16 protein-coding genes are annotated in these 18,925 nt (G+C 64.5%); 3 read left to right on the plus strand and 13 right to left on the minus strand.

All coding sequences use genetic code 11. The annotated features are described in order from the left end of the window. Window positions 1-4: 4 nt before the first annotated feature. The 4 genes from LOZ74_RS08105 to LOZ74_RS08120 form a co-directional block, all read right to left on the minus strand. On the minus strand, window positions 5-1,168 hold the full coding sequence (locus tag LOZ74_RS08105; protein WP_230293631.1) for an acyl-CoA dehydrogenase family protein: 1,164 nt from the start codon (window positions 1,166-1,168) through the stop codon (window positions 5-7). Window positions 1,169-1,172: 4 nt separating this feature from the next. Further along, window positions 1,173-2,033: a MaoC family dehydratase N-terminal domain-containing protein gene (locus LOZ74_RS08110; RefSeq protein WP_230293632.1), complete on the minus strand. Its 861-nt coding sequence runs from the start codon at window positions 2,031-2,033 to the stop codon at window positions 1,173-1,175. Between the two features lie 66 nt (window positions 2,034-2,099). Next, entirely contained in the window at window positions 2,100-3,278 is a 1,179-nt protein-coding gene (locus LOZ74_RS08115) for a serine hydrolase (protein ID WP_230293633.1), read from the minus strand. Further along, a complete protein-coding gene (locus LOZ74_RS08120) occupies window positions 3,275-4,465 on the minus strand; it encodes a serine hydrolase (protein WP_230293634.1) in 1,191 nt (396 codons plus the stop codon). Before LOZ74_RS08120 ends, LOZ74_RS08115 begins: the two co-directional genes overlap by 4 nt. A gap of 192 nt (window positions 4,466-4,657) precedes the next feature. Between LOZ74_RS08120 and LOZ74_RS08125 the strand changes: the two genes are divergently transcribed. Continuing rightward, on the plus strand, window positions 4,658-6,673 hold the full coding sequence (locus tag LOZ74_RS08125) for a pyrroloquinoline quinone-dependent dehydrogenase (RefSeq protein WP_230293635.1): 2,016 nt from the start codon (window positions 4,658-4,660) through the stop codon (window positions 6,671-6,673). A gap of 22 nt (window positions 6,674-6,695) precedes the next feature. Here the strand turns inward: LOZ74_RS08125 and LOZ74_RS08130 are convergent, their stop codons facing one another. From LOZ74_RS08130 to LOZ74_RS08140, 3 genes are read right to left on the minus strand one after another with little or no spacing between them, the layout of a single operon-like run. After that, window positions 6,696-7,322, minus strand: coding sequence for an Isoquinoline 1-oxidoreductase subunit (locus LOZ74_RS08130; RefSeq protein WP_230293636.1), 627 nt, complete (start codon window positions 7,320-7,322; stop codon window positions 6,696-6,698). Continuing rightward, complete coding sequence (locus tag LOZ74_RS08135) at window positions 7,319-7,789, minus strand: (2Fe-2S)-binding protein (RefSeq protein ID WP_230293637.1); 471 nt, start codon at window positions 7,787-7,789, stop codon at window positions 7,319-7,321. Before LOZ74_RS08135 ends, LOZ74_RS08130 begins: the two co-directional genes overlap by 4 nt. Continuing rightward, window positions 7,786-9,936: a xanthine dehydrogenase family protein molybdopterin-binding subunit gene (locus LOZ74_RS08140; protein WP_230293638.1), complete on the minus strand. Its 2,151-nt coding sequence runs from the start codon at window positions 9,934-9,936 to the stop codon at window positions 7,786-7,788. Before LOZ74_RS08140 ends, LOZ74_RS08135 begins: the two co-directional genes overlap by 4 nt. 162 nt (window positions 9,937-10,098) lie before the next feature. Between LOZ74_RS08140 and LOZ74_RS08145 the strand changes: the two genes are divergently transcribed. Then, window positions 10,099-10,983, plus strand: a complete 885-nt coding sequence (locus tag LOZ74_RS08145; RefSeq protein ID WP_230293639.1) for a CoA ester lyase — start codon at window positions 10,099-10,101, stop codon at window positions 10,981-10,983. Window positions 10,984-10,992: 9 nt separating this feature from the next. Here the strand turns inward: LOZ74_RS08145 and LOZ74_RS08150 are convergent, their stop codons facing one another. From LOZ74_RS08150 to LOZ74_RS08175, 6 genes are all read right to left on the minus strand, one after another. Next, complete coding sequence (locus tag LOZ74_RS08150; RefSeq protein ID WP_230293640.1) at window positions 10,993-11,925, minus strand: alpha/beta fold hydrolase; 933 nt, start codon at window positions 11,923-11,925, stop codon at window positions 10,993-10,995. Window positions 11,926-11,957: 32 nt separating this feature from the next. Further along, window positions 11,958-12,791 (minus strand): amidohydrolase, encoded by an 834-nt coding sequence (locus LOZ74_RS08155; RefSeq protein ID WP_230293641.1) that lies wholly within the window; start codon window positions 12,789-12,791, stop codon window positions 11,958-11,960. Between the two features lie 161 nt (window positions 12,792-12,952). Continuing rightward, window positions 12,953-14,161 (minus strand): class I SAM-dependent methyltransferase, encoded by a 1,209-nt coding sequence (locus LOZ74_RS08160; RefSeq protein ID WP_230293642.1) that lies wholly within the window; start codon window positions 14,159-14,161, stop codon window positions 12,953-12,955. After that, entirely contained in the window at window positions 14,158-15,213 is a 1,056-nt protein-coding gene (locus LOZ74_RS08165) for an NAD(P)-dependent oxidoreductase (RefSeq protein WP_230293643.1), read from the minus strand. Before LOZ74_RS08165 ends, LOZ74_RS08160 begins: the two co-directional genes overlap by 4 nt. Continuing rightward, on the minus strand, window positions 15,137-15,994 hold the full coding sequence (rfbF, locus tag LOZ74_RS08170; protein ID WP_230293644.1) for a glucose-1-phosphate cytidylyltransferase: 858 nt from the start codon (window positions 15,992-15,994) through the stop codon (window positions 15,137-15,139). Before rfbF ends, LOZ74_RS08165 begins: the two co-directional genes overlap by 77 nt. Further along, window positions 15,994-17,022: a glycosyltransferase family 2 protein gene (locus LOZ74_RS08175; RefSeq protein WP_230293645.1), complete on the minus strand. Its 1,029-nt coding sequence runs from the start codon at window positions 17,020-17,022 to the stop codon at window positions 15,994-15,996. The genes rfbF and LOZ74_RS08175 overlap by 1 nt, the downstream gene beginning before the upstream one ends. A 563-nt stretch (window positions 17,023-17,585) precedes the next feature. Here LOZ74_RS08175 and LOZ74_RS08180 point away from each other — a divergent pair. Next, complete coding sequence (locus LOZ74_RS08180; protein ID WP_230293646.1) at window positions 17,586-18,911, plus strand: OmpA family protein; 1,326 nt, start codon at window positions 17,586-17,588, stop codon at window positions 18,909-18,911. The last annotated feature ends 14 nt before the right edge of the window (window positions 18,912-18,925 follow it).

Consider the following 18,925-nt stretch of genomic DNA (forward strand, 5'->3'; position numbering starts at 1 on the left):
GCGCTCAGAAAGAGCGCGGCATGCCCAGCACGTGTTCGCCCACGAAGGACAGGATCAGATTGGTGCTGATCGGCGCGACCTGATACAGGCGCGTTTCGCGGAACTTGCGCTCGACATCATATTCGCAGGCAAATCCAAAGCCGCCAAAGGTCTGCAGGCAGGCATTGGCCGCTTCCCACGATGCCTTGGCCGCAAGATATTTCGCCATATTGGCTTCGGCTCCGCAGGGCTGGTGCGCGTCGAACAATTCGCATGCGCGGTAACGCATCAGATCGGCCGCGCGAATTTCGATATAGCTTTCCGAAATCGGGAACTGCACGCCCTGGTTCTGGCCGATGGGGCGCTGGAAGACTTCGCGCTCGCCTGCATAGGCGGCGGCCTTGTCGACGAACCAGTAACCGTCGCCGATACATTCGGCGGCGATCAGCGTTCGCTCGGCGTTCAGCCCGTCGAGGATATAGCGGAAACCCTTGCCTTCCTCGCCGATCATGTTCTCGGCGGGGATTTCCAGATCCTCGAAAAACAGCTCGTTGGTCTCGTGATTGACCATGTTGGGAATAGGCTTCACCGTCATCCCGTTGGCCATCGCCTCCTTCACGTCGACGATGAAAATCGACAGCCCGTCGGCCTTGCGCTTGCACTGGTCGCGCGGGGTGGTGCGCGCCAGCAGGATCATCAGATCGGTGTGCAGCACGCGGCTGATCCACACCTTCTGGCCGTTCACCACATAGCGGTCGCCCTTGCGAACGGCAGTCGTTTTCAGCTGGGTCGTGTCGGTGCCGGTACCCGGTTCGGTCACGCCCATCGATTGCAGCCGCAATTCGCCACTGGCGATACGGGGCAGGTAAAGGTCTTTCTGCTCTTTCGAACCGTGGCGCAGCAGCGTGCCCATATTGTACATCTGGCCATGGCAGGCGCCGGCATTGCCGCCGTTGCGATTGATTTCCTCCATGATGACAGAGGCTTCGGCAAGGCCAAGGCCCGAACCGCCATATTCCTCGGGGATCAGCGCGGCGAGCCAGCCATCGCGTGCCAGTGCATCAACGAAAGCGTCGGGATAGCCCTTTTCCTCGTCTACCTTGCGGAAATACTCGGCCGGAAAACCGGCGCAAAGCGCAGCGACGGCATCGCGGATCTCGGTATAAGGATCGTCGGGAAGCGCGCGCATGATATCAGTCCTGTCCAGGGGTAAAGCGGGCGTCGGCCTGCATGCACAGCGCGCCCGTCTGGTCGGATGCGGCCAGCGTGACCGTTCTATCGCCATCGGGCAGGCCGCAGCCCAGCGTGATCGTATCGCCCAGAAAAAGCGGCCGTGTGCCGCGAAAACGGAAGTGCGCCGGATGGCGGCCCGCCACGCGGGTCGCATGGTCGAGCAGCGCCATCGCGGTCAGCGGGCCATGCACGACCAGCGCGGGATAATGCTCTTCCTCGCGGGCATAGGCCGCGTCATAATGGATGCGATGGCTGTTGCCCGTCAGTGCGGAAAAGCGGAACAGCATGACCGGATCGGGCCGCAATCCGGCTGTGGCCGGCAGATCGGGCGCAGGCCTTCCGGCATCGCGCGCGGGCGTTCCCGCGGCGGGATCGGCGCGATAGACGATGTCCTGCCGCTCGTTCACGACAGGGCCGTCGGGGTCGCTGATCGCATGGTCGACGCTTACGAAAACCAGCGCGCCGCTTGCACCTTGTTTGGCGGTGACCGAAGCGACGGTCGAAATGCGTCGCAGCGGCACATCGACCGGCACCGGGCGGTGCCATTCCAGTGCGCCGCCCGCCCACATGCGGCGCGGCAGGGGCACCGGGGGAAGAAAACCGCCGCGCGCCGGATGGCCGTCGGTGCCCGTGGCATCGCGCATCCATGCAGGGCGAAAGCACATCCAATGCGCCAGCGGCGGCGCGAAGCCGCTATCGGCAGTCCATTCCCGCCCGAACAAAGCGCCCGCCAGCTGCCCGACATCGGACGCGGAAAGCAAATCGCGCTCTTCCTGCGTTCTTCCGATCCAGTCGGACCAATCGTGCGTTTCGTTGTTCATGCAAATGGCCTTGGCGCTTCTGGGCAGGCTTGCGACAGTCGCGCCGCATGATTGATCGTATCGCGATCAGTCCGCCGCGTCTGCGCCCAGCGCCGCGATAATGGCATTGGGAAGCGCGCTGTCACGCCAGTCGGGCGCCATCTCGCCGATCCGCACGATCACCAGACCCAGCTTTGCCGAAATATAGACGCGCTGCCCGATCGCTCCGTCAAGGATCAGCAGGTCATCGACCGCATAGGGCTCGCCCACCTGCAGCGCGGGCGCGGTGCCGCTACCATAGCTGCGCGAGCGCGCGTCGGTGCCCCGCCAAAGCTGGAACGCATAGGACGGATTAGTGGGCGAGGGGGCAATCATCTGTTCCATATACCCGCGCGACACGATTTGCTGTCCCTGCCATGCGCCCATGTCGCGGATCAGCAATCCAACGCGAACCCAGTCGCGCGGAGTGGCAAGCAGGCAGCAGAACGTGCGCGGCATGCCGCCCGGCCGGTCGAGCCAAACATGGGCATCGCGCGCGCCGATTTTTTGCCAGATATTCCGCGACAGAAACGCCGCATAATGCGTGCCGATGGCCCGTTGCAGCACCAGCATGGCGGTTGCATTATCGATATTATTATAGTCGAAACGCGCGCCCGGCGTGCCCGTCAGCGGCGTTTCGAGCAGCAGGTCTTCCAGCCTGGTGCCCAGCATCAGCTGTTCGGCCGCGCCGCCAGTGCTGGTCGCGCCATATTTCTGCAGGCCCGACCGCATTTGCAGCAATTGCCGCAGTGTGATCTTGCCGCGCGGATCGTTCCGCCATTCGGTGATGTGAAGCGAAACCGGCTCGTCCAGCGATAACAGCCCTTGGTCGACGGCAGCGCCGATGGCCAGCGCCAGCACGGGTTTGGGCATCGAGGCCGGTGCCGAAAGCATGTCGGGGCCATAGCCCTCGCCATAATATTCCAGTTGCAACGCGCCGTCGTGCCAGACCAGTAAAGCGGCAGCCCCCGCATCGCCCAATGCGCCAAGTCCCGCCTCGCGCAACGGCTTTGCCAGCGCCGGATCGCCCGCTGGCAGCGGTTCGGAAGCAGCGCCCTTAACTGTCTCCAGCGGGCGCATCGTCTCCACCTCCAGCGCATGGTGCGGGTTTGCCCACCAGATGCGACGCTCGGCAAGGAGGGCAGCTTCCTCCTCTGCACCCGACAAATGCGATGGTGCGCAGGCCGCGATGGACGAGAGGGCGGCAAGGGGGATCAATCGTTTCATTGCAAGGCCCTGATCAAAAGGTTCGGCACCATGGCATCGTCCCAATCTTGGGGCGCAGAGCCGAAACGCACGATTACAAGGCGGCGCGACGGTATGATCCATGTCTTGGTCTGGCCCACGCCTTCAAAGATCATGACATCGTCCGCTGCGAAGGGTTCCGATTGCTCGATCACGCTTTTGACGGGCGTGGGATAGGGGTTGCGTGTCGACGCGATCGGCCGGCGCGCTTCATACGGACTGCCGAGCCATATGCCGAGGCCGTAATTGGCCCGGTCCGGACCGGGCTTGCGCATTTCCGCGACGAAACCGTCGGGCAGCAGGCGCGGGGCAACCCATTCGTCAGCGATCAGCGCGCCCAGCCGGACCCAGTCGTCGGCGCGGCCATACAGGCAGCAATTGGCATGCACATTGCCGCCGTCGCGGTCGACATAGATGCGCATCGGCCCCAGTCCCAGTGGCGGCGTCAGCCAGCGGTCGACCAGATCCTCGTATGGCGCGTTGCCGGCGCGCGCCAGCGCCAGACCGGCAATGTCATATGTCCACGCCGAATAATCGAACACTTCCCCCGGCGGAGCCACGGCGGGCAGGGCCAGCGCGCGGGGCTGGTAATCGGACCCGATGATGATCCGCTGAAAATCGCTGAACGGAGAAGTCTCCTGCCGGTACCATGCCAGCCCCGCATGCATCGCCAGCAGATCGCGCCAGCGTATGCGATTGCGTTCGTCGTTCCGCCATTCGGGCAGCGCATCGGCGACGGGGGCGTCCAGTCCGGCAATTGCGCCTTCGCGGATTGCGCGGCCGACCATGATCGCCACCAGCGATTTCGCCATCGCGCCCGCGGGCCGCTGCGTCGCGGCATCCCCGCGGTAGTAATGTTCGAATACCAGCGCGCCATCGTGCCACACCAGAAAGGCATCGCTGTTCCGGTCGGCCATCCATGCATCGGCCTGTCGTAGCGGAGCGACAAGCCGTGGCTCGGGCTGGCGACGGGTAAGAGGCGCTGCTTCGCCGCCGAAATCGCTGCGAAGGTCCGGAATGGCGTTCGCATTGCCGCCAAAGCCGGTTATTGCCGGAACCCGGGCGAACCAGCGTTGCCAGAACGGCCAGTCATCCGCCGCCATCGCGCCCAGCGCCAGTGTGCCGGCAAGCAGCAGGCCTACGACAGTCGCGGTCAGAAAACGGCTCATCCCTGCCTTTCGATCCAGTACGTTGCCCGCCGAATAGCGGTCAGGTTCGCCTGCAACGCGCGGCCATTCTGGCCAATGACCGCTTGCCGAACAATCCGTGGGCCGGTCTATGTTCGCGGGCGGGGCGGGTTATCACTAATCTGCCGAAGCCGCGCGCCGATTGCGGGGCATCAACAACGGGATGACGGGTTCATGGCTTCAACGGGCGGTTCGCGCAAAAAATGGATCATCGGCATTCCGCTGTTGCTGATTGCGGCATTCGCCATCTGGTCGCTGGCGACACTCGACATTCCCGAGCCGCGCTATGCCAGTGCGGAAAGCGATTATGCGGGCCGCGGCGCAACGCTGGCGCGGGTCACGGGCAATGCGGCGGACTGGTCGGGAACGGGCGGCGATCCCGGCGGCAGCCAGTGGAGCGCGCTCGACCAGATTACGCCCGCCAATATCGGCGGGCTCGAACTGGCGTGGGAGCATCATTCGGGCGATTTCGATCCGGCCTCGGCCTCGCTTGCCGGTTCGTTCGAAGCGATCCCGCTCGTCGTCGACGGAACCTTGTACTACTGCACCGCCTATGACCGCGTAATCGCGCTGAATGCGGCGACGGGGGAAGATCGCTGGGCGTTCGATCCGCGTCAGCCGGACGCGAACGGGCAGGTGATGTTCGATTACGAACTGGCGCCCAAGCATTGCCGCGGCGTCGCATTCTGGCGCGATGAAGCCGCCGCACCCGACAGCCTGTGCCGCCAGCGTATCTTCCGCTCGGCGGGAGACCAGTCGATCATCGCGCTCGATGCCGCCACAGGGGCACCCTGCGCCGGTTTCGGCGCCGGAAACGGCCATGCCGGTTTCGTTACCCATGCCGATTTCGATCCGATGGGCGAAAGCCCCGTCTCGGCCAGCAGCCCGCCTATCGTGATTGGCGATGTGGTCGTGGCGGCAGCCGGTTCGCGGGATTCGCTCCAGGACGCGACCGACGGCATCGTGCGCGGCTTCGATGCGCGCAGCGGGAAAATGATGTGGGAATTCAATCCCATTCCCGAAGCCCACCGCCACGATACCGGCGCGGCCAATATCTGGACCCTTTTGTCGGGCGATCCGGCACGCGGCCTTGTCTTTCTGGCGACAACCAGCCCGTCACCCGATTATTACGGGGCGACGCGAAAATTCGACATTCCCTATGCCAATGCCGTCGTCGCCGTCAGGGTCGCGACGGGCGAGGTCGCCTGGCATTACCAGATCGTCCATCACGATCTGTTCGATTACGATCTGGCGGTTCAGCCGATGCTGGTCACCATCGAAAAGGATGGCGCACCGCGCGACGTGGTCATCCAGGCGACCAAACAGGGGCTGATCTTCGTACTTGACCGCGATAACGGCAAGCCGGTGTTCCCGGTCGAGGAACGGCCCGTTCCGGCTTCGACCATTCCGGGCGAAAGTGCCGCGCCGACGCAGCCGTTTCCGTTGCTGCCCGAATCCCCGACGCGCCTTTCGGTGACGCGCGACGAACTGTTCGGCCTGACCCCGATCGACCGCGCCCTATGCCGCCGCCGTTTCGACGGCTTGCGTTACGAAGGCATGTTCACCCCGCCGGACGAGCGGGAATCGCTGTTGCTGCCCAGCGCCATGGGCGGGACCAACTGGGGCGGGGCGGCCTATGACCCGCAGACCAACCTGCTGATCGTCAAGACCGACAATCTGGCATCGACCATGGCCATCCTGAAAAAGCCGGAGGGGTTTGCGCCGGGCGATTTCATGACCCGCGAATTGCCGGGCGGCGAACTGATCTCGCGCGGGGAGTTCTTCCTCTCGCCGCTGGGTATTCCCTGCATCCCGCCGCCATGGGGCACGCTGAGCGCCATCGATATGAGCAGCGGCAAGATCGTGTGGCAAGTGCCCGCGGGCCAGTCGAAACGCTATGGCATTACGGTGCCCGCTTTCCTGAACTGGGGGTCGCCCACGGTTGGCGGGCCGATGGTGACAGGCGGGGGGCTGGTGTTTCTGGGCGCGACGCTGGATGCCGGTTTCCGCGCGTTCGATGTGCGGACGGGGCGCACGGTGTGGAAAGCTGGCCTGCCCGCGCCGGGCATGTCGGTTCCCGCCAGCTATGCGGTTGACGGGCGGCAATATGTCGCCATTGCGGCAGGCGGCAATGCCGTTGCCGGAACCGATCTGGGCGATGCGCTGATGGTGTATAGCCTGCCCGAATAGGGGCCATTGCGCCGCGCGGGCGTCAGTCGGGGCAATGCGCCCCGCTGGCGACCCATGCGGCGGTCAGCCTGCCGAACAGGTCCTGACTGCCGGGGGCGGGTGTGCGATCGGCCCCGGGATGCCATGCCCATCCGACGAGGTGATCTTCGCGATTGTGCGTCACGATCTCGTCCAGCGTCTTGCCGCCATTGCGCGCGGGATCTTTCACCTGTTCGCATATCTGGCGCACGCTGCGGCCGGCCCACGCCATTTCGCGCGGAGCCAGCGACCAGTGCGGATCGCCGGGAATGCTGCCTTCGCCCGTGGGTAGCGGCATATTGCTGTCGCCGTGACAGGTGCTGCATTCCATGGCAGGCATTCCGTGATTGTCGGGCCCGCGTGCGACCGGCGGGCTGTGCACGATCATTACATCGCCCTGCGTCGGCGTATCGGTGCGCGGATGGCAATTCAGACAGCGCGGGTGTTGAAACACCTTGGCCATTTCGCTGAAGATCGCTTGCGAGCGGGCCTGCTCGCTGTCGATGGATGCAAAGCTGGCAGGATCGCGCAGGGACCGAACCGCCGTATCGCCCGACGAATCCGTTCCGGTCGCGGCGATCCCCACCACGGCAACCGAAGCCGCCAGCAAAATTCGGCCAGCGACGATCATGCGGGTTCTCCGTCCAGCTTGGCGGCCGCCAGATGGATGCCGCCGCGAATACGGTGATAGGCAGCGCAGCGGCAGATATTGCCCGCCATGGCGGCATCGATCTGCGCATCGTCGGGGCGGGGGACCGCGCGCAGCAGCGCAATGGCGGACATGATCTGGCCCGACTGGCAGAAACCGCACTGCGGCACGTCCAGCTCTGCCCATGCAGCCTGCAACGCCTGCGCGACGGGATCGTCCACGCCTTCGATCGTGGCGATATTGCGCCCGTCGATTGAGGAGACCGGCGTGACGCAGGACCGGCGCGGCTTGCCGTCAACATGCACGGTGCAGGCACCGCATTGCGCGATGCCGCAGCCATATTTGGTACCGGTCGCGCCCAATAAGTCGCGCAGCGCCCATAGCAGGGGCATATCGGCATCGGCATCGACCGAAACGGGCTTTTCGTTCAAGCGGAAGGTGATTTTCATGCCTGTTCGATCCCGCGAATAAAGGGAAGACGGTCGATTTGCTGGCCGGTCAGCGCGCACCAGCCATTGGCGACGGCGGGCGCCAGCGGGGGGACGGGCGGCTCGCCAATACCGGTCGGGCTGGCAGTGCTGTCGATGATCGCCACCTCTATATCGGGCATTTCCGACATGCGGAGCGAGCGATAGCTGTCGAAATTGCGCTGATCGACATGGCCGCCCTTGCCCAGCGTGATCTCTCCATAAAGCGCGTGTCCGAGGGCAAAGCCGATCCCGCCCTCGGTCTGGGCGCGGATCACATCGGGATTGACCACCGCCCCGCAATCGAGCGCACACCATACTTTGGTGACCGCGGGCAAGCCATCCTGTCCGCGCCGGACCTGCGTGATTTCAGCGACATAGGTGCCAAAGCTCTGAACGAATGCAAGGCCAAGGGCGTGGCCGTCCTGCTGCGGATTGCCCCAGCCGGCCATGTCGGCCACGCGTTCGATCACGGCCCTGGCGCGCGGGTCGTCGAGCAATTGCAAACGCCCCCCCACCGCATCGATGCCCGCGCTGGCGAGCAGGCGGTCGATCATCACTTCCATGGCGAAACCGCTGTGGCTATGGCCGACCGATCGCCACCAGTTCGACGGCACGGCGCTATACACGACCCCCGCGCCGACGCGGTGATGGCCGATGCGATAGGACGGCTTTTCGATCCCCTCGACCATCAGCGGATCATGCGCGCCATCATTGGCGGCGACCTGTTCGGGCGTGCGATATTTGATCGACAGTCCGCCCGCACCATGATGCCATGCGGCAATCCGGCCATCCGGCGTAATCGCGGCGCGAATGTCATGCACCATCAACGGGCGGTAATAACCGCCGGTGATGTCATCCTCGCGCGTCCAAAAGAACTTTACCGGATTGTCGCCGCCCCATGCGGCGGCCACTTGCCCCGCCTCTTTCGCAAAGCTGCCGTCGGGCGTGGCGCGGCGGCCGAAACTGCCGCCGGCATAGCATTGGTCGAGCCGGGCGTTCGCGGGCGCTATGCCCAGTTCGGCGGCAACGCTTTCGGTTTCGCGCGTCTGGAACTGCGAGCCCGACCATAATGTGACCTTGCCGTCGCGGCGCTGTACCACGCAATCAAGCGTTTCCATCGGCGCATGCGCAAGGAAGGGAAGGGTGAAGCGGGCCGAGAGTTCCCTGCTGCCATCGGGCAGGGCGGGCCATTCGCCGTCATCGACGACCCATGTGTCGGGAACGGATGCCTTTTGCGCCGCTTCGGCTTCCAGTTCGGCGTTCGAACGGGTTTCGGCTGCGGCTTCGTCCCATTCGATCTGCAAGGCGGCCCGTCCGCGCAGCGCGGCATAGCTGTTGTCCGCGAATACGGCGACCCCGCTGTCGATGGCGCGAACCTTGCGCACGCCGGCAATGGCAAGGGCAGGTGCCGGATCGAAACCGGCCAGCCGTGCCCCGAACAGCGGCGGATGCGCGACCACGGCATAGACCATGTCATCCGTCCGCACGTCGCAGGCGAAGCGCGCGCTGCCATTGCTTTTGGCTGCGCTGTCCGGACGGGGGACATGCCGTCCGATCAGCGTGAATTGCGCCGGATCCTTCAAGGTCACACTTTGCGGAGCCGCCATCCGTGCCGCCGCTTCGGTCAGATCGCCGAAACGGGCGCTATGTCCCTTGGCTGCGACGACACCCTTGCTGACGGTAATGTCCGCCGGATCGACGCCCCACCGCGCCGCGGCCGCGCCGACCAGCATGGCACGCGCGGTCGCCCCTGCTTCGCGCATCTGGGTATAGGAATTCTTGATCGTGGTCGAACCGCCCACGGCCATCGTTCCGAACAGCAGGTTCTTGTAAAGCGGGTCGTTGTTCGACGCGAAGGCGATGTCCACATCGTCCCAGTTGGCATCCAGCTCTTCGGCGACCAGCGTGGCAAGGCCGGTGGCCGAACCCTGTCCGAATTCGACGGCCTTGATCACGATGGTGACCTTGCTGTCGCGGGCGATGCGGATAAAGGCATTGGGGGCAAAGGCACCGGGCTGCGCGGCGGCGGCACCGGCCTGTGCAGCCATGCGGGCGGGCAGCAGCGTCGCCGCAATCATCAGCACGCCCCCCGATGCCAGCACTTGTCTGCGGGTTGGCTTGACCATGGCTGCTCCATTCTCGCGCACAAGCCGAATTCCTATGCGAACTGGCGTCATTCGCCAAGCAGGCACGGCCCGCTGATCGCCAACCGATCAAACGCGCGACCAATGCGCGGGCAGGGCAGGCGATAGGCTAATCGCCGCGCTGAATTGCCCGAAGGACCCGACATGACCATTCCCGATGCCGCGCGCTGGCGCAGCCTTTTGTTCGTTCCCGGCGACCGGCCCGACCGCTTTGCCAAGGCGGCGGCGAGCGGAGCGGATGCGATCATCATCGATCTGGAAGACGCCGTCGCAGACGGCCGCAAGGCCGAGGCGCGCGCGGCGACCTGCGCATGGCTTGCCGGACCGGATCGGGAAGGGGGCGATCGCGAAGGGCCCGAACGCAGAGGTGTCGCGACCATCGTGCGGATCAATTCCGCCGGTCACGCCGGTTTCGAAAGCGACTTGCAGGCGATGGCGCAATACCGGCCCGATGCCGTGATGCTGCCAAAGACCGAGAATGCAAAGGACCTGCAAGCCGCATCCGCCATCGGGGGAAGTGCCATGGGCCAATGCCTGATCCCGCTGATCGAAAGCCCGCGCGGCATTCTGGCCGCCGATGAGATTGCCGCTGGCGCGGTGCGGCCGCTGGCCCTGTGTTGGGGAATAGAGGATCTATGCGCGGGAACGGGCGCGCTGACCGCCCGCGAGGGTGATGGCGGTTACACACCGGCGTTCGCATGGGCGCGATCGCAGCTGTTGTTTGCGGCGGCGGCGGCGGGTCTGCCGGTGTTCGAAACGGTGTTCGCCGATACCGGTGACGAAACCGGCCTTGCGCGGATTGCGGACGATGCGGCACGCGACGGATTTGCGGGCATGCTGGCAATCCATCCGCGGCAGGTGCCGATCATCCACGATGGGTTTCGCCCGTCGCCCGAACGTCTGGAATGGGCCAGAAAGGTGCAATCCGCAGTCGGACAGGGGGACGGTGCCGGGGCGGCGGTGGTCGACGGGCGTATGGTCGACGCGGTGCATCTGAAAATCGCGCAAAGGCTGATCGCCGCGCGCTGATCCATGCGATCAGTTGCCGATCGATCTCCAGAACCGAAGCAGTTCGGCCGCCACGACATCGGGCGCTTCCTGATGCATGAAGGAGCCTGCATCCGCGATCCGCACCAGTTCCGCATCGGGCCGTGCAGCCTGCGGCACATCGGCAAAGCGGGCATAGGACCCGCCGTGTGGGATCATCACCTGCACGGGACATTGCGTGCGTGCCAGATGGCCCGCGATATCCAGCACGGCGGCACCGCGTTCGGACGGCCGCACCCAGCGATCCGCCTTGGCGCGGCTGCGATTCTGTTCATCGGCGATGGCGGGATCGATGGTGCCGAACATGGCCGTCGCCGCGCCTGTTCGCGGGAGCGGGCGCCAGTCCTCCGTCCACACCGCGGGATCGCGCACCCGCTCTTTTTCAGCCAGTTCCGCACGGCCGATGCCAGAAGCGAGGCTGACGCTGACGAGTGACAGCTCGTGCACGGTGCCGGGCCAATATGCCGCCATTGCAATCGCGATGACGCCGCCCAGCGAATTGCCCAGCAAGCCATAGCGATCGACACCCAGCTGTTGAAGCGCCGATGCGATCATGGCCGCGCTTTCGGGGACAGTCTGGATGTACGGCGGCGGGCCATACATTGCGGAATCGCCATGGCCGGGCAGGTCTATGGCGATCAGCGGGCGTTCCGCCGCCAGCAAGGGCGCGATATGGCGCCAGTCGGCGATCCAGCCGCCCAGCTTGTGCAGCAAAACGACCGGCATGCCCGATCCGCGGCCAATGCGCCGCCAGTTGAGCCGCCCGCCCGATACCGCGACCATGCCCCCATCGTCCCAGCCAAAGCTGTCGTCCGGCACATTCGTACCGGCGCGGGCCGCCGCCGACAGACCGGTGGCGCCCGCCAGAGGGAGCGCGGCCAGCGCCGCGCAGAGCTGACGGCGCGATAGCGAGTGGTCGGTCATAAAGGGTTGCCCTCCTGTCGCCCGGGTTGCCCTCAGCTTCGCCATGGGAACAGCCGGGCCACCGTTCCGCCCAAAATCATGTCGAGATCGCCCTTGGGCACAGCGGCATAGGCATCGCGCATCAGCATCAGGTTTTCGAGATAGCTGCCGCGATCGCGCGCCATGGTGGTCGTCTGGTCGGACGCCCACATCAGCCTTTCGGCACCGAACGCATCATAGACCGACTGCAAGGGGGCATGCAGATCGGCATAGGGATAGCCACCCGCCGATCGCAAAGGCAGCGAGCCGAGCTTGACCGCCACATTGGGAAAGCGCGCCAGCAGGTTCAGTTCAGCCACGCAATCAGCCACGGTGTCGGGGGTAGAGATCACCAGATTGACGTGATCGACCACAAGGGTCAGGCCGGGATGCGCCTCTGCCGCTTGCTCGACGGCGGAAAGGTCGCGGGGGGCGAAAATCATCAGCGGGATGCCCAGCCGCTCGCATTCGGCCCAGAAATCGCCAAGATCGCCGCTTTCCTGCCATTTGTGGCGCGCTGCGGGCAGCAGGCCCAGCCGGATGCCGACCATGCCGGGCCGGTCCATCCATGTCGGCAGGCTGGCGCGCCATTCGGGATCGTCCAGCGTCCAGCGCGAGGTGACGGCAAGCCGGTCGGGGAAACGCGCCGCGCATTCCAGCGCATAGCCGGGATCGAATCCGCAAACGCCGGGCGGAGCGATGATCGCGCGGTCGACACCGATCTCGTCCATCATCGGGATGAAGCGTTCCGCCGTCAGCGGTTCGGCCACATCAGGCTTTACCCCTTCGGGCCATGGCCGCGCCGGATTGTCTGCTTCCCACAGGTGGATCTGGGAATCGATGATCACGCCGCGCTGCTCCCTGCCGGAACATCCGGCCTTGCAATTGAATTGGCCGAAATGCGTAGCGCGCATTGATACGAGCCGCAAAACCGCGCTGCGCGATGGTCATAGGGCGAATAGAGCGGTACCAGCTTATGGCCCCTGCAGGCTGGTGAAAATCTAGCCGCCTAGAGCGCGGCGATTTCCGCCCCGATTCCCAGACCGGCCAGATCGCGGGCGATTTCATCGCGATAGACGGCGTTCATCACGATCACCAGATCGGGGCGTATCGCAGCCAGATCGTCCGGCCCGACAATGGCGTGCCCCGTGCCGGGCATGGCATGGCCCTGCCGGTTCGGGTTGATATCGATCACTGCGCCGATTTGCGACGGATCGGGCAGGGCGGCCAGAAAGGACACCGCCTTCGACCCGCTGCCCCAGATGGCGATTTTTCGCCCTGCCGCCGCCGCGTCAGCGATGCGCGCTGCCCAGTCGGCCTGCTTTGCCGCCACCCGTCCGGCAAGGCTGGCGGCCAGCGCGGCGACTTCGGCCCTGTCGTCCGCCATGTCCAGCGGCGGGGCATCGCCCACCGTCGCCTCGATCGTCAGATATTGATCGTCATACTGATGCAATACCCGCAGCGGGGCGAAACCGGCCTTTTCGAACAGGCGCACCAGCGAACCCGCTGTGAAATACGAGCAATGCTCGTAATAAATATCCTCATAGGCGGCATCGGCCAGAATGCGCAGCGCGTTGGGGATCTGGAAGAACACCAGCGGGCGGCTCCCCTCGACAATACCCTCGCGCACCACGCGCAGAAAGTCGAGCGTGGGCACGATATGCTCCAGCGTCATCTTGCAGACGATCGCGTCGAATTGCTGCTGCGCCAGTTCGGGCGAGAAGAATTCGGGAATCAGTCTGACCCGCTGGGCCCCCTCGATCCCCTCGATCCGGTGGGGATGGGCGCTGGGATCGATGCCGGTGCAGCGGTTTTCGCCCAGTTGCGACAGCAGCAGCAGGAATTCCCCCTTGCCGCAGCCGATTTCCAGCACCTCGCGCCCGCGCAGATCGTGCCGCTCGATCAGGTCGGTCGCCAATGCGGTGTGAAAGCTTGAGAAGGTGGGCGAAAAACCCTGAGTTTCCTCGTATCGCTCCGAATATTCGCTGGCGCCCTGCCGGATCGCGGCGTTGAAGATAAAGCCGCAACCGGCGCAATGGCTTAACCTGATGTCACCGCGGTCGACTTGCAAGGCGGCGTCGGCATCGTCGAACAACAGGCAGGAACTGACCGGAACATCGTCCTGCGCATAGATGCCCGTCAGATCGCCGCTGCCGCAGGACGGGCATGCGGCGATCAGATTGTCTGCCCGCGCCGCAAGGGGCACTGCGATATTCATGCGGCCACCTTTTGCGCCAGCGGATGGAAATCGGCATCCGCCGTCCCTTGCGCCACGCGGTGCTTCATATGGGCGATCCGGTTATAGCGCTCCCCCTCGAACTCGGCGAGTTCCAGGCCGTAGTCCGCATAGGCCGCCAGCAATTGTTCCACGCCCTTGCTGCATGTCCATTGCGGGCGATATTCGGGCAGGGCCTTGCGGATCAGGTCGCAGTTCACGCGGTAATTGCGTTTGTCCGCCTCGGCCCCCTCGGCAAAGCCCAATGTCGATCCCGGGACCATGCGATGGACGATTTCGGCAATGTCGCGGATGCGGTAATTCTCTTCGGTCATGCCGACGTTGAAGGCCACATTATGCACGGCCTCGCGCGGGGCTTCGACCGCGGCGACATAGGCGGCGGCGATATCGGCCACATGGACGATGGGGCGCCATGCGGTGCCGTCGCTCTTTAAATGGACCTCTCCGGTCGTATAGGCCCATGCGGTCAGATTATTGACGACCAGATCGAACCGCACACGCGGCGACAGGCCATAGGCTGTGCTGGCACGCAGGAACGTGGGCGAAAATCCCTCGTCCGCCATCGGCGCGACCATGCGTTCGACCGTCGCCTTCGACACGCCATAGGGTGTGACCGGGTTAAATGCCGCATCCTCGGCGATATAATCGTTCCCCGACGCGCCGTAATTGGAGCAGGAGGACGCGAACAGAAAGCGCGGGACACCCGCCTGCTTCGCCAGCGCCGCCAGATCGACCGAGGCGGTGCAATTGATCGCGGTCGTCAGTTCGGGCCGGTAATCGCCGAGCGGATCGTTCGACAGTCCTGCCAGATGGATCACCGCGTCGAAACCGCGCAAAGCCTCTACCGCATTGTCGCGCGCGGTGAAGTCGCGGATGTCATAGCCGATCTGCGGCAGTTCGACTGGTGCGCTGCCGAAATCGCAGGCACCGAACAGATCGGAATCGAGGCCGCTTAAATCATGCCCCCGCTGCAACAACATTGGGACGAGGACCGATCCGATGTACCCCAGATGCCCCGTCACCAAGATTTTCATCGCCTTCGTCCTTCCATATCTTCCACGGGGCCGCGCCCGAGTGCCATGCATCGTTGAGGATCTGCTTCTCGCGCATGGTATCCATGCATTGCCAGTACCCTTCGTGGCGATAGGCCATCAGCTGGCCGTCCTGCGCCAGCCGGACGAGCGGGTCCTGTTCGAACATCATCTCGTCGCTGGCGATGTAATCCATCACGCCGGGTTCCAGCACGAAGAACGCGCCATTGATCCAGCCTTCGCCGATCTGCGGCTTTTCGGTAAAGCTGGTGATACGGTCGCCCGCCAGTTCCAGATGGCCATAGCGGGCAGGGGGGCGCACCGCGGTCAGCGTGGCCAGCCTGCCGTGCGAGCGATGGAAATCGAGCAGGCGTGCAATATCGATGTCGGCCACGCCGTCGCCCCATGTGACCAGCGCGGTTTCGTCGCCCAGAAACGGGGCAAGGCGGCGGATGCGTCCGCCGGTGCCGGCATTGCGGCCGGTTTCGATCAGATCGACCGACCAGTCGGGGATCGAGGGCAGCGTATGGCTGGCAACCGCGCCCGAACGGGTGGAAACATTGATCGAGCCGGACTGGTCGTGCAGATCGCGGAACCAGCGTTTGATATATTCGCCCTTATAGCCCAGCGCGATGCAGAATTCGGACAGGCCGTAATGGGCATAGATTTGCATGATGTGCCACAGGATCGGCATGCCGCCGATCTCGACCATGGGCTTGGGGCGGATATCGGTTTCTTCCGAAAGGCGGGACCCCAACCCGCCGGCCAGGATACCTACTTTCATCAGGCCGCTCCCACACTTCCCTTGGCCGGCACTGCTGCCGTATCCTGCACCGGCGCCACGACCGGCGGCGCCGCCTGTGCCTTGGCCTGTGCCGCAGCCTGAGCAGGTGACCGGGTGACCAGTCCCCGCATGCGCCGCGCCATGGCGGGCGAGACGAGGCTGGTGGCCTCCAGAACATAGCGGCCCATCTGCTTGGGCTGCACCGCGCGTTTCAGCACGATCTTGCGCAGGGCCCATGGCGCGGCGACATCGCCGTGTTGTCCGCCGATCTGCCAAAGATGGCGCAAAAGCTGGATGTGTTCGGCGGCCAGCATGCGGTTCTTCGATCCACCCTGCCACATGGCCCGTTCCAGCTTGTCCTCGATCGCAAGGGAGCGCTGGTTATGGTCGCGGTTCCAAAGCACCGCATCCTCGATCCGCTTCCAACGCCCGCGCAGCGCCAGCTCGGCCAGAAGGGCCTGATCCGATCCGTAATAGGATGGATGCAGATCGGTTTTCGCCAGTGCCGACCGGCGCATCAGGCCAAAGATCGGAAAGCACATCCTTCCGAACAGGTCGATGATCTGTTCAAACCGCGCCGCTGCATCGGGATTGTCGATATCCGGCGTATCCCACGGCACGGGCGGCAAGCGGTTTCCGTCGGTGTCGATGCTGATCGTCCGGCCGAATGCCAGCGCCAGCCCCTCGTCGGCATCCAGCGCGACGACGCATTCGCCCAGGTAATTCGCGCTGAGCAAATCGTCATGCGCGCACCATTTCAGATATTTGCTGTCGGACAGATCATAGCCAAGGTTGTAATTGCGCGATGCACCAAGGTTTTCGCGGTTGCGGACATAGGTGATGCGGTCGTCCTGTTTCGCCAGTGCGCGCACGATGTCGCCCGTATCGTCGGTCGATGCATTGTCGGTGACGATCAGCCGGAAATCCGCATAATCCTGATCGAGGATGGAAAGGATCGCCTGCTCGACGAAATTCGCGCCGTTATAGACCGGCATGGCCAGCACGACCCGGCTCTTCACGGTGTTCATACAGCCCCCGTAACCGCTTTTCTTGCCCCCGCGACCAAGGGAAAAAAGCCGCAAAAGCCATGGGTCTTCAATGGCGCATCGGGGGAACCGCATTAACCATATTCGATGCCCTGCCGCAGCGGATTGAAAAGACGCTGAATTCTGCGGCGGGGTGGCTATGTCGCCTTTTGTCGCATCATTGGCCGGGGCCTGTCGGCAATGGCCGGCAAGCGCCCGTCGCTACATCATAAAATGCCGTGGGAGAGAGTTGAGAGAGGGGCGGGGTCCGGTTGCGGCGAGCGGGGTGAGCGGGAGCAGGGCGCTACCCCGTTCGGATGATCTGCGGGCTGTCCGAAGCGCAGCACTATCGGACAGGCGCCGGACCATTAACCATCACATCGCGCGGTTTAGTGCGAGTCGGGGCAATTCCCACACCCTTGGGTGTTTACCGCCCTCGCCGGGCAGGGTCTGCCCTTTGCACGGGGCGGGCAGCGCCCGACTGGGACAGGGTTTCGCCCTATGGCCGCATGGCCCACGCCCGCGAATAATGCCGCCTCCATTCCTGTAAGCAAATGGAGGGGTTCATGTTCGGTATCGGCATCTTGACCATTCTGTTCTGGATATTCGTCGGCATTGCCATCGGCGGGTTGATTTCATGGCTGATCGGCGGTCGGACCAACACTGAAAGCGCCAGTGCGGTGACGCTTGCCGATATCGAGGGCAAGACCGTCAGCATCAAGGAAGAGCGCGAAACGATCGTCGACCAGCTGGAGGCCATCGAGGGCATTGGACCCAAGATCGCCGCGCTGCTGCACGACAATGGTATTCACCGCTTTGCGCAGATCGCAGCGATGGACCCGGTGGAAATAGCCGACATCCTGCGTAAGGGCGGCAGCGAGTTCGCTATCGCGCGGCCCTATACCTGGCCGTTTCAGGCAAGATTGCTGGCCAATGGCTGGCTCAACGAATTCGTGAAGGTCAAGGGCGACTTGCGCGCCGGACGGCTGGCGCTGAGCGAGGTGAAAGGCATCGGTGCGCCGACTGCCGAACGTCTGGGCGCGCTGGGCATCGGTTCGGTGCCCCTGCTGGCCGATGCCGAGCCGGAGAAGCTGGCCAGCCAGCTTGTCGCCGCGGGCGAGGATGTAACCGTCGGCAATGTCGGCAACTGGATCGATCAGGCCCGCCGCCTGCTGATGGGCGATAATGCAAGCCTTGCCGCCGCGCTGGGCGTGCCGGCTGCCGTGCTGTCGGTACGGACGGGGCGTACTTATCGCGAACATCACACGGTCGCCGGCCCCATTGTCGATGCGGGCCCGCTGGCCGCGCTGACCACCGCGACCGCCAGCGCGGCCGCGCGGCCGTCGCTGCTGCCGTTCTGGCTGGGGCTGATCGGTGCGGTCCTGCTCGGCCTGCTCTCTCTGCTGGGCCTTGGCGGCGCGAAAGAGGCGGCTGTGCCTGCTTCCGCCGGTGCGCCCCCTGGATCTCGCGTGCTGACGTCGGAACTTGTCACCGATGCGCTGTTCGAAACCGACAGCGCGGTGCTGACGCCCGAAGGCAAGGCGCAAATCGACGAGAAGATCATCAGCGAGGCGAAGGGGCAGATCGTGACGGGCGCGCGGATCGTGGGCCATGCCGATGTGCGCGGCGACGATGCGCTGAACCTGACCCTGTCGCAGGAACGCGCGCAGGCGGTGGCCGATTATCTGAAGGAAAAGGCCATGGCCGAGGGGATCGACTGGAACGGCCGCGCGGTACAGGTGTTCGGCGCTGGCGAGAAGTTCCCCAATCCCGCCGCCGACACGCCCGAAGATTGCGCCGCATTTCTGACCGAAGGGGCCGATCCGGTGGCCGCAGGCGAATGTTTCGCCCCGGACCGCCGCGTGAACGTCGATATTTACGTCGCAAGCTGAGAGTTCTGCTATGA

The sequence above is a fragment of the Croceicoccus sp. Ery5 genome, from assembly GCF_020985325.1.
Lineage (GTDB): Bacteria > Pseudomonadota > Alphaproteobacteria > Sphingomonadales > Sphingomonadaceae > Croceicoccus.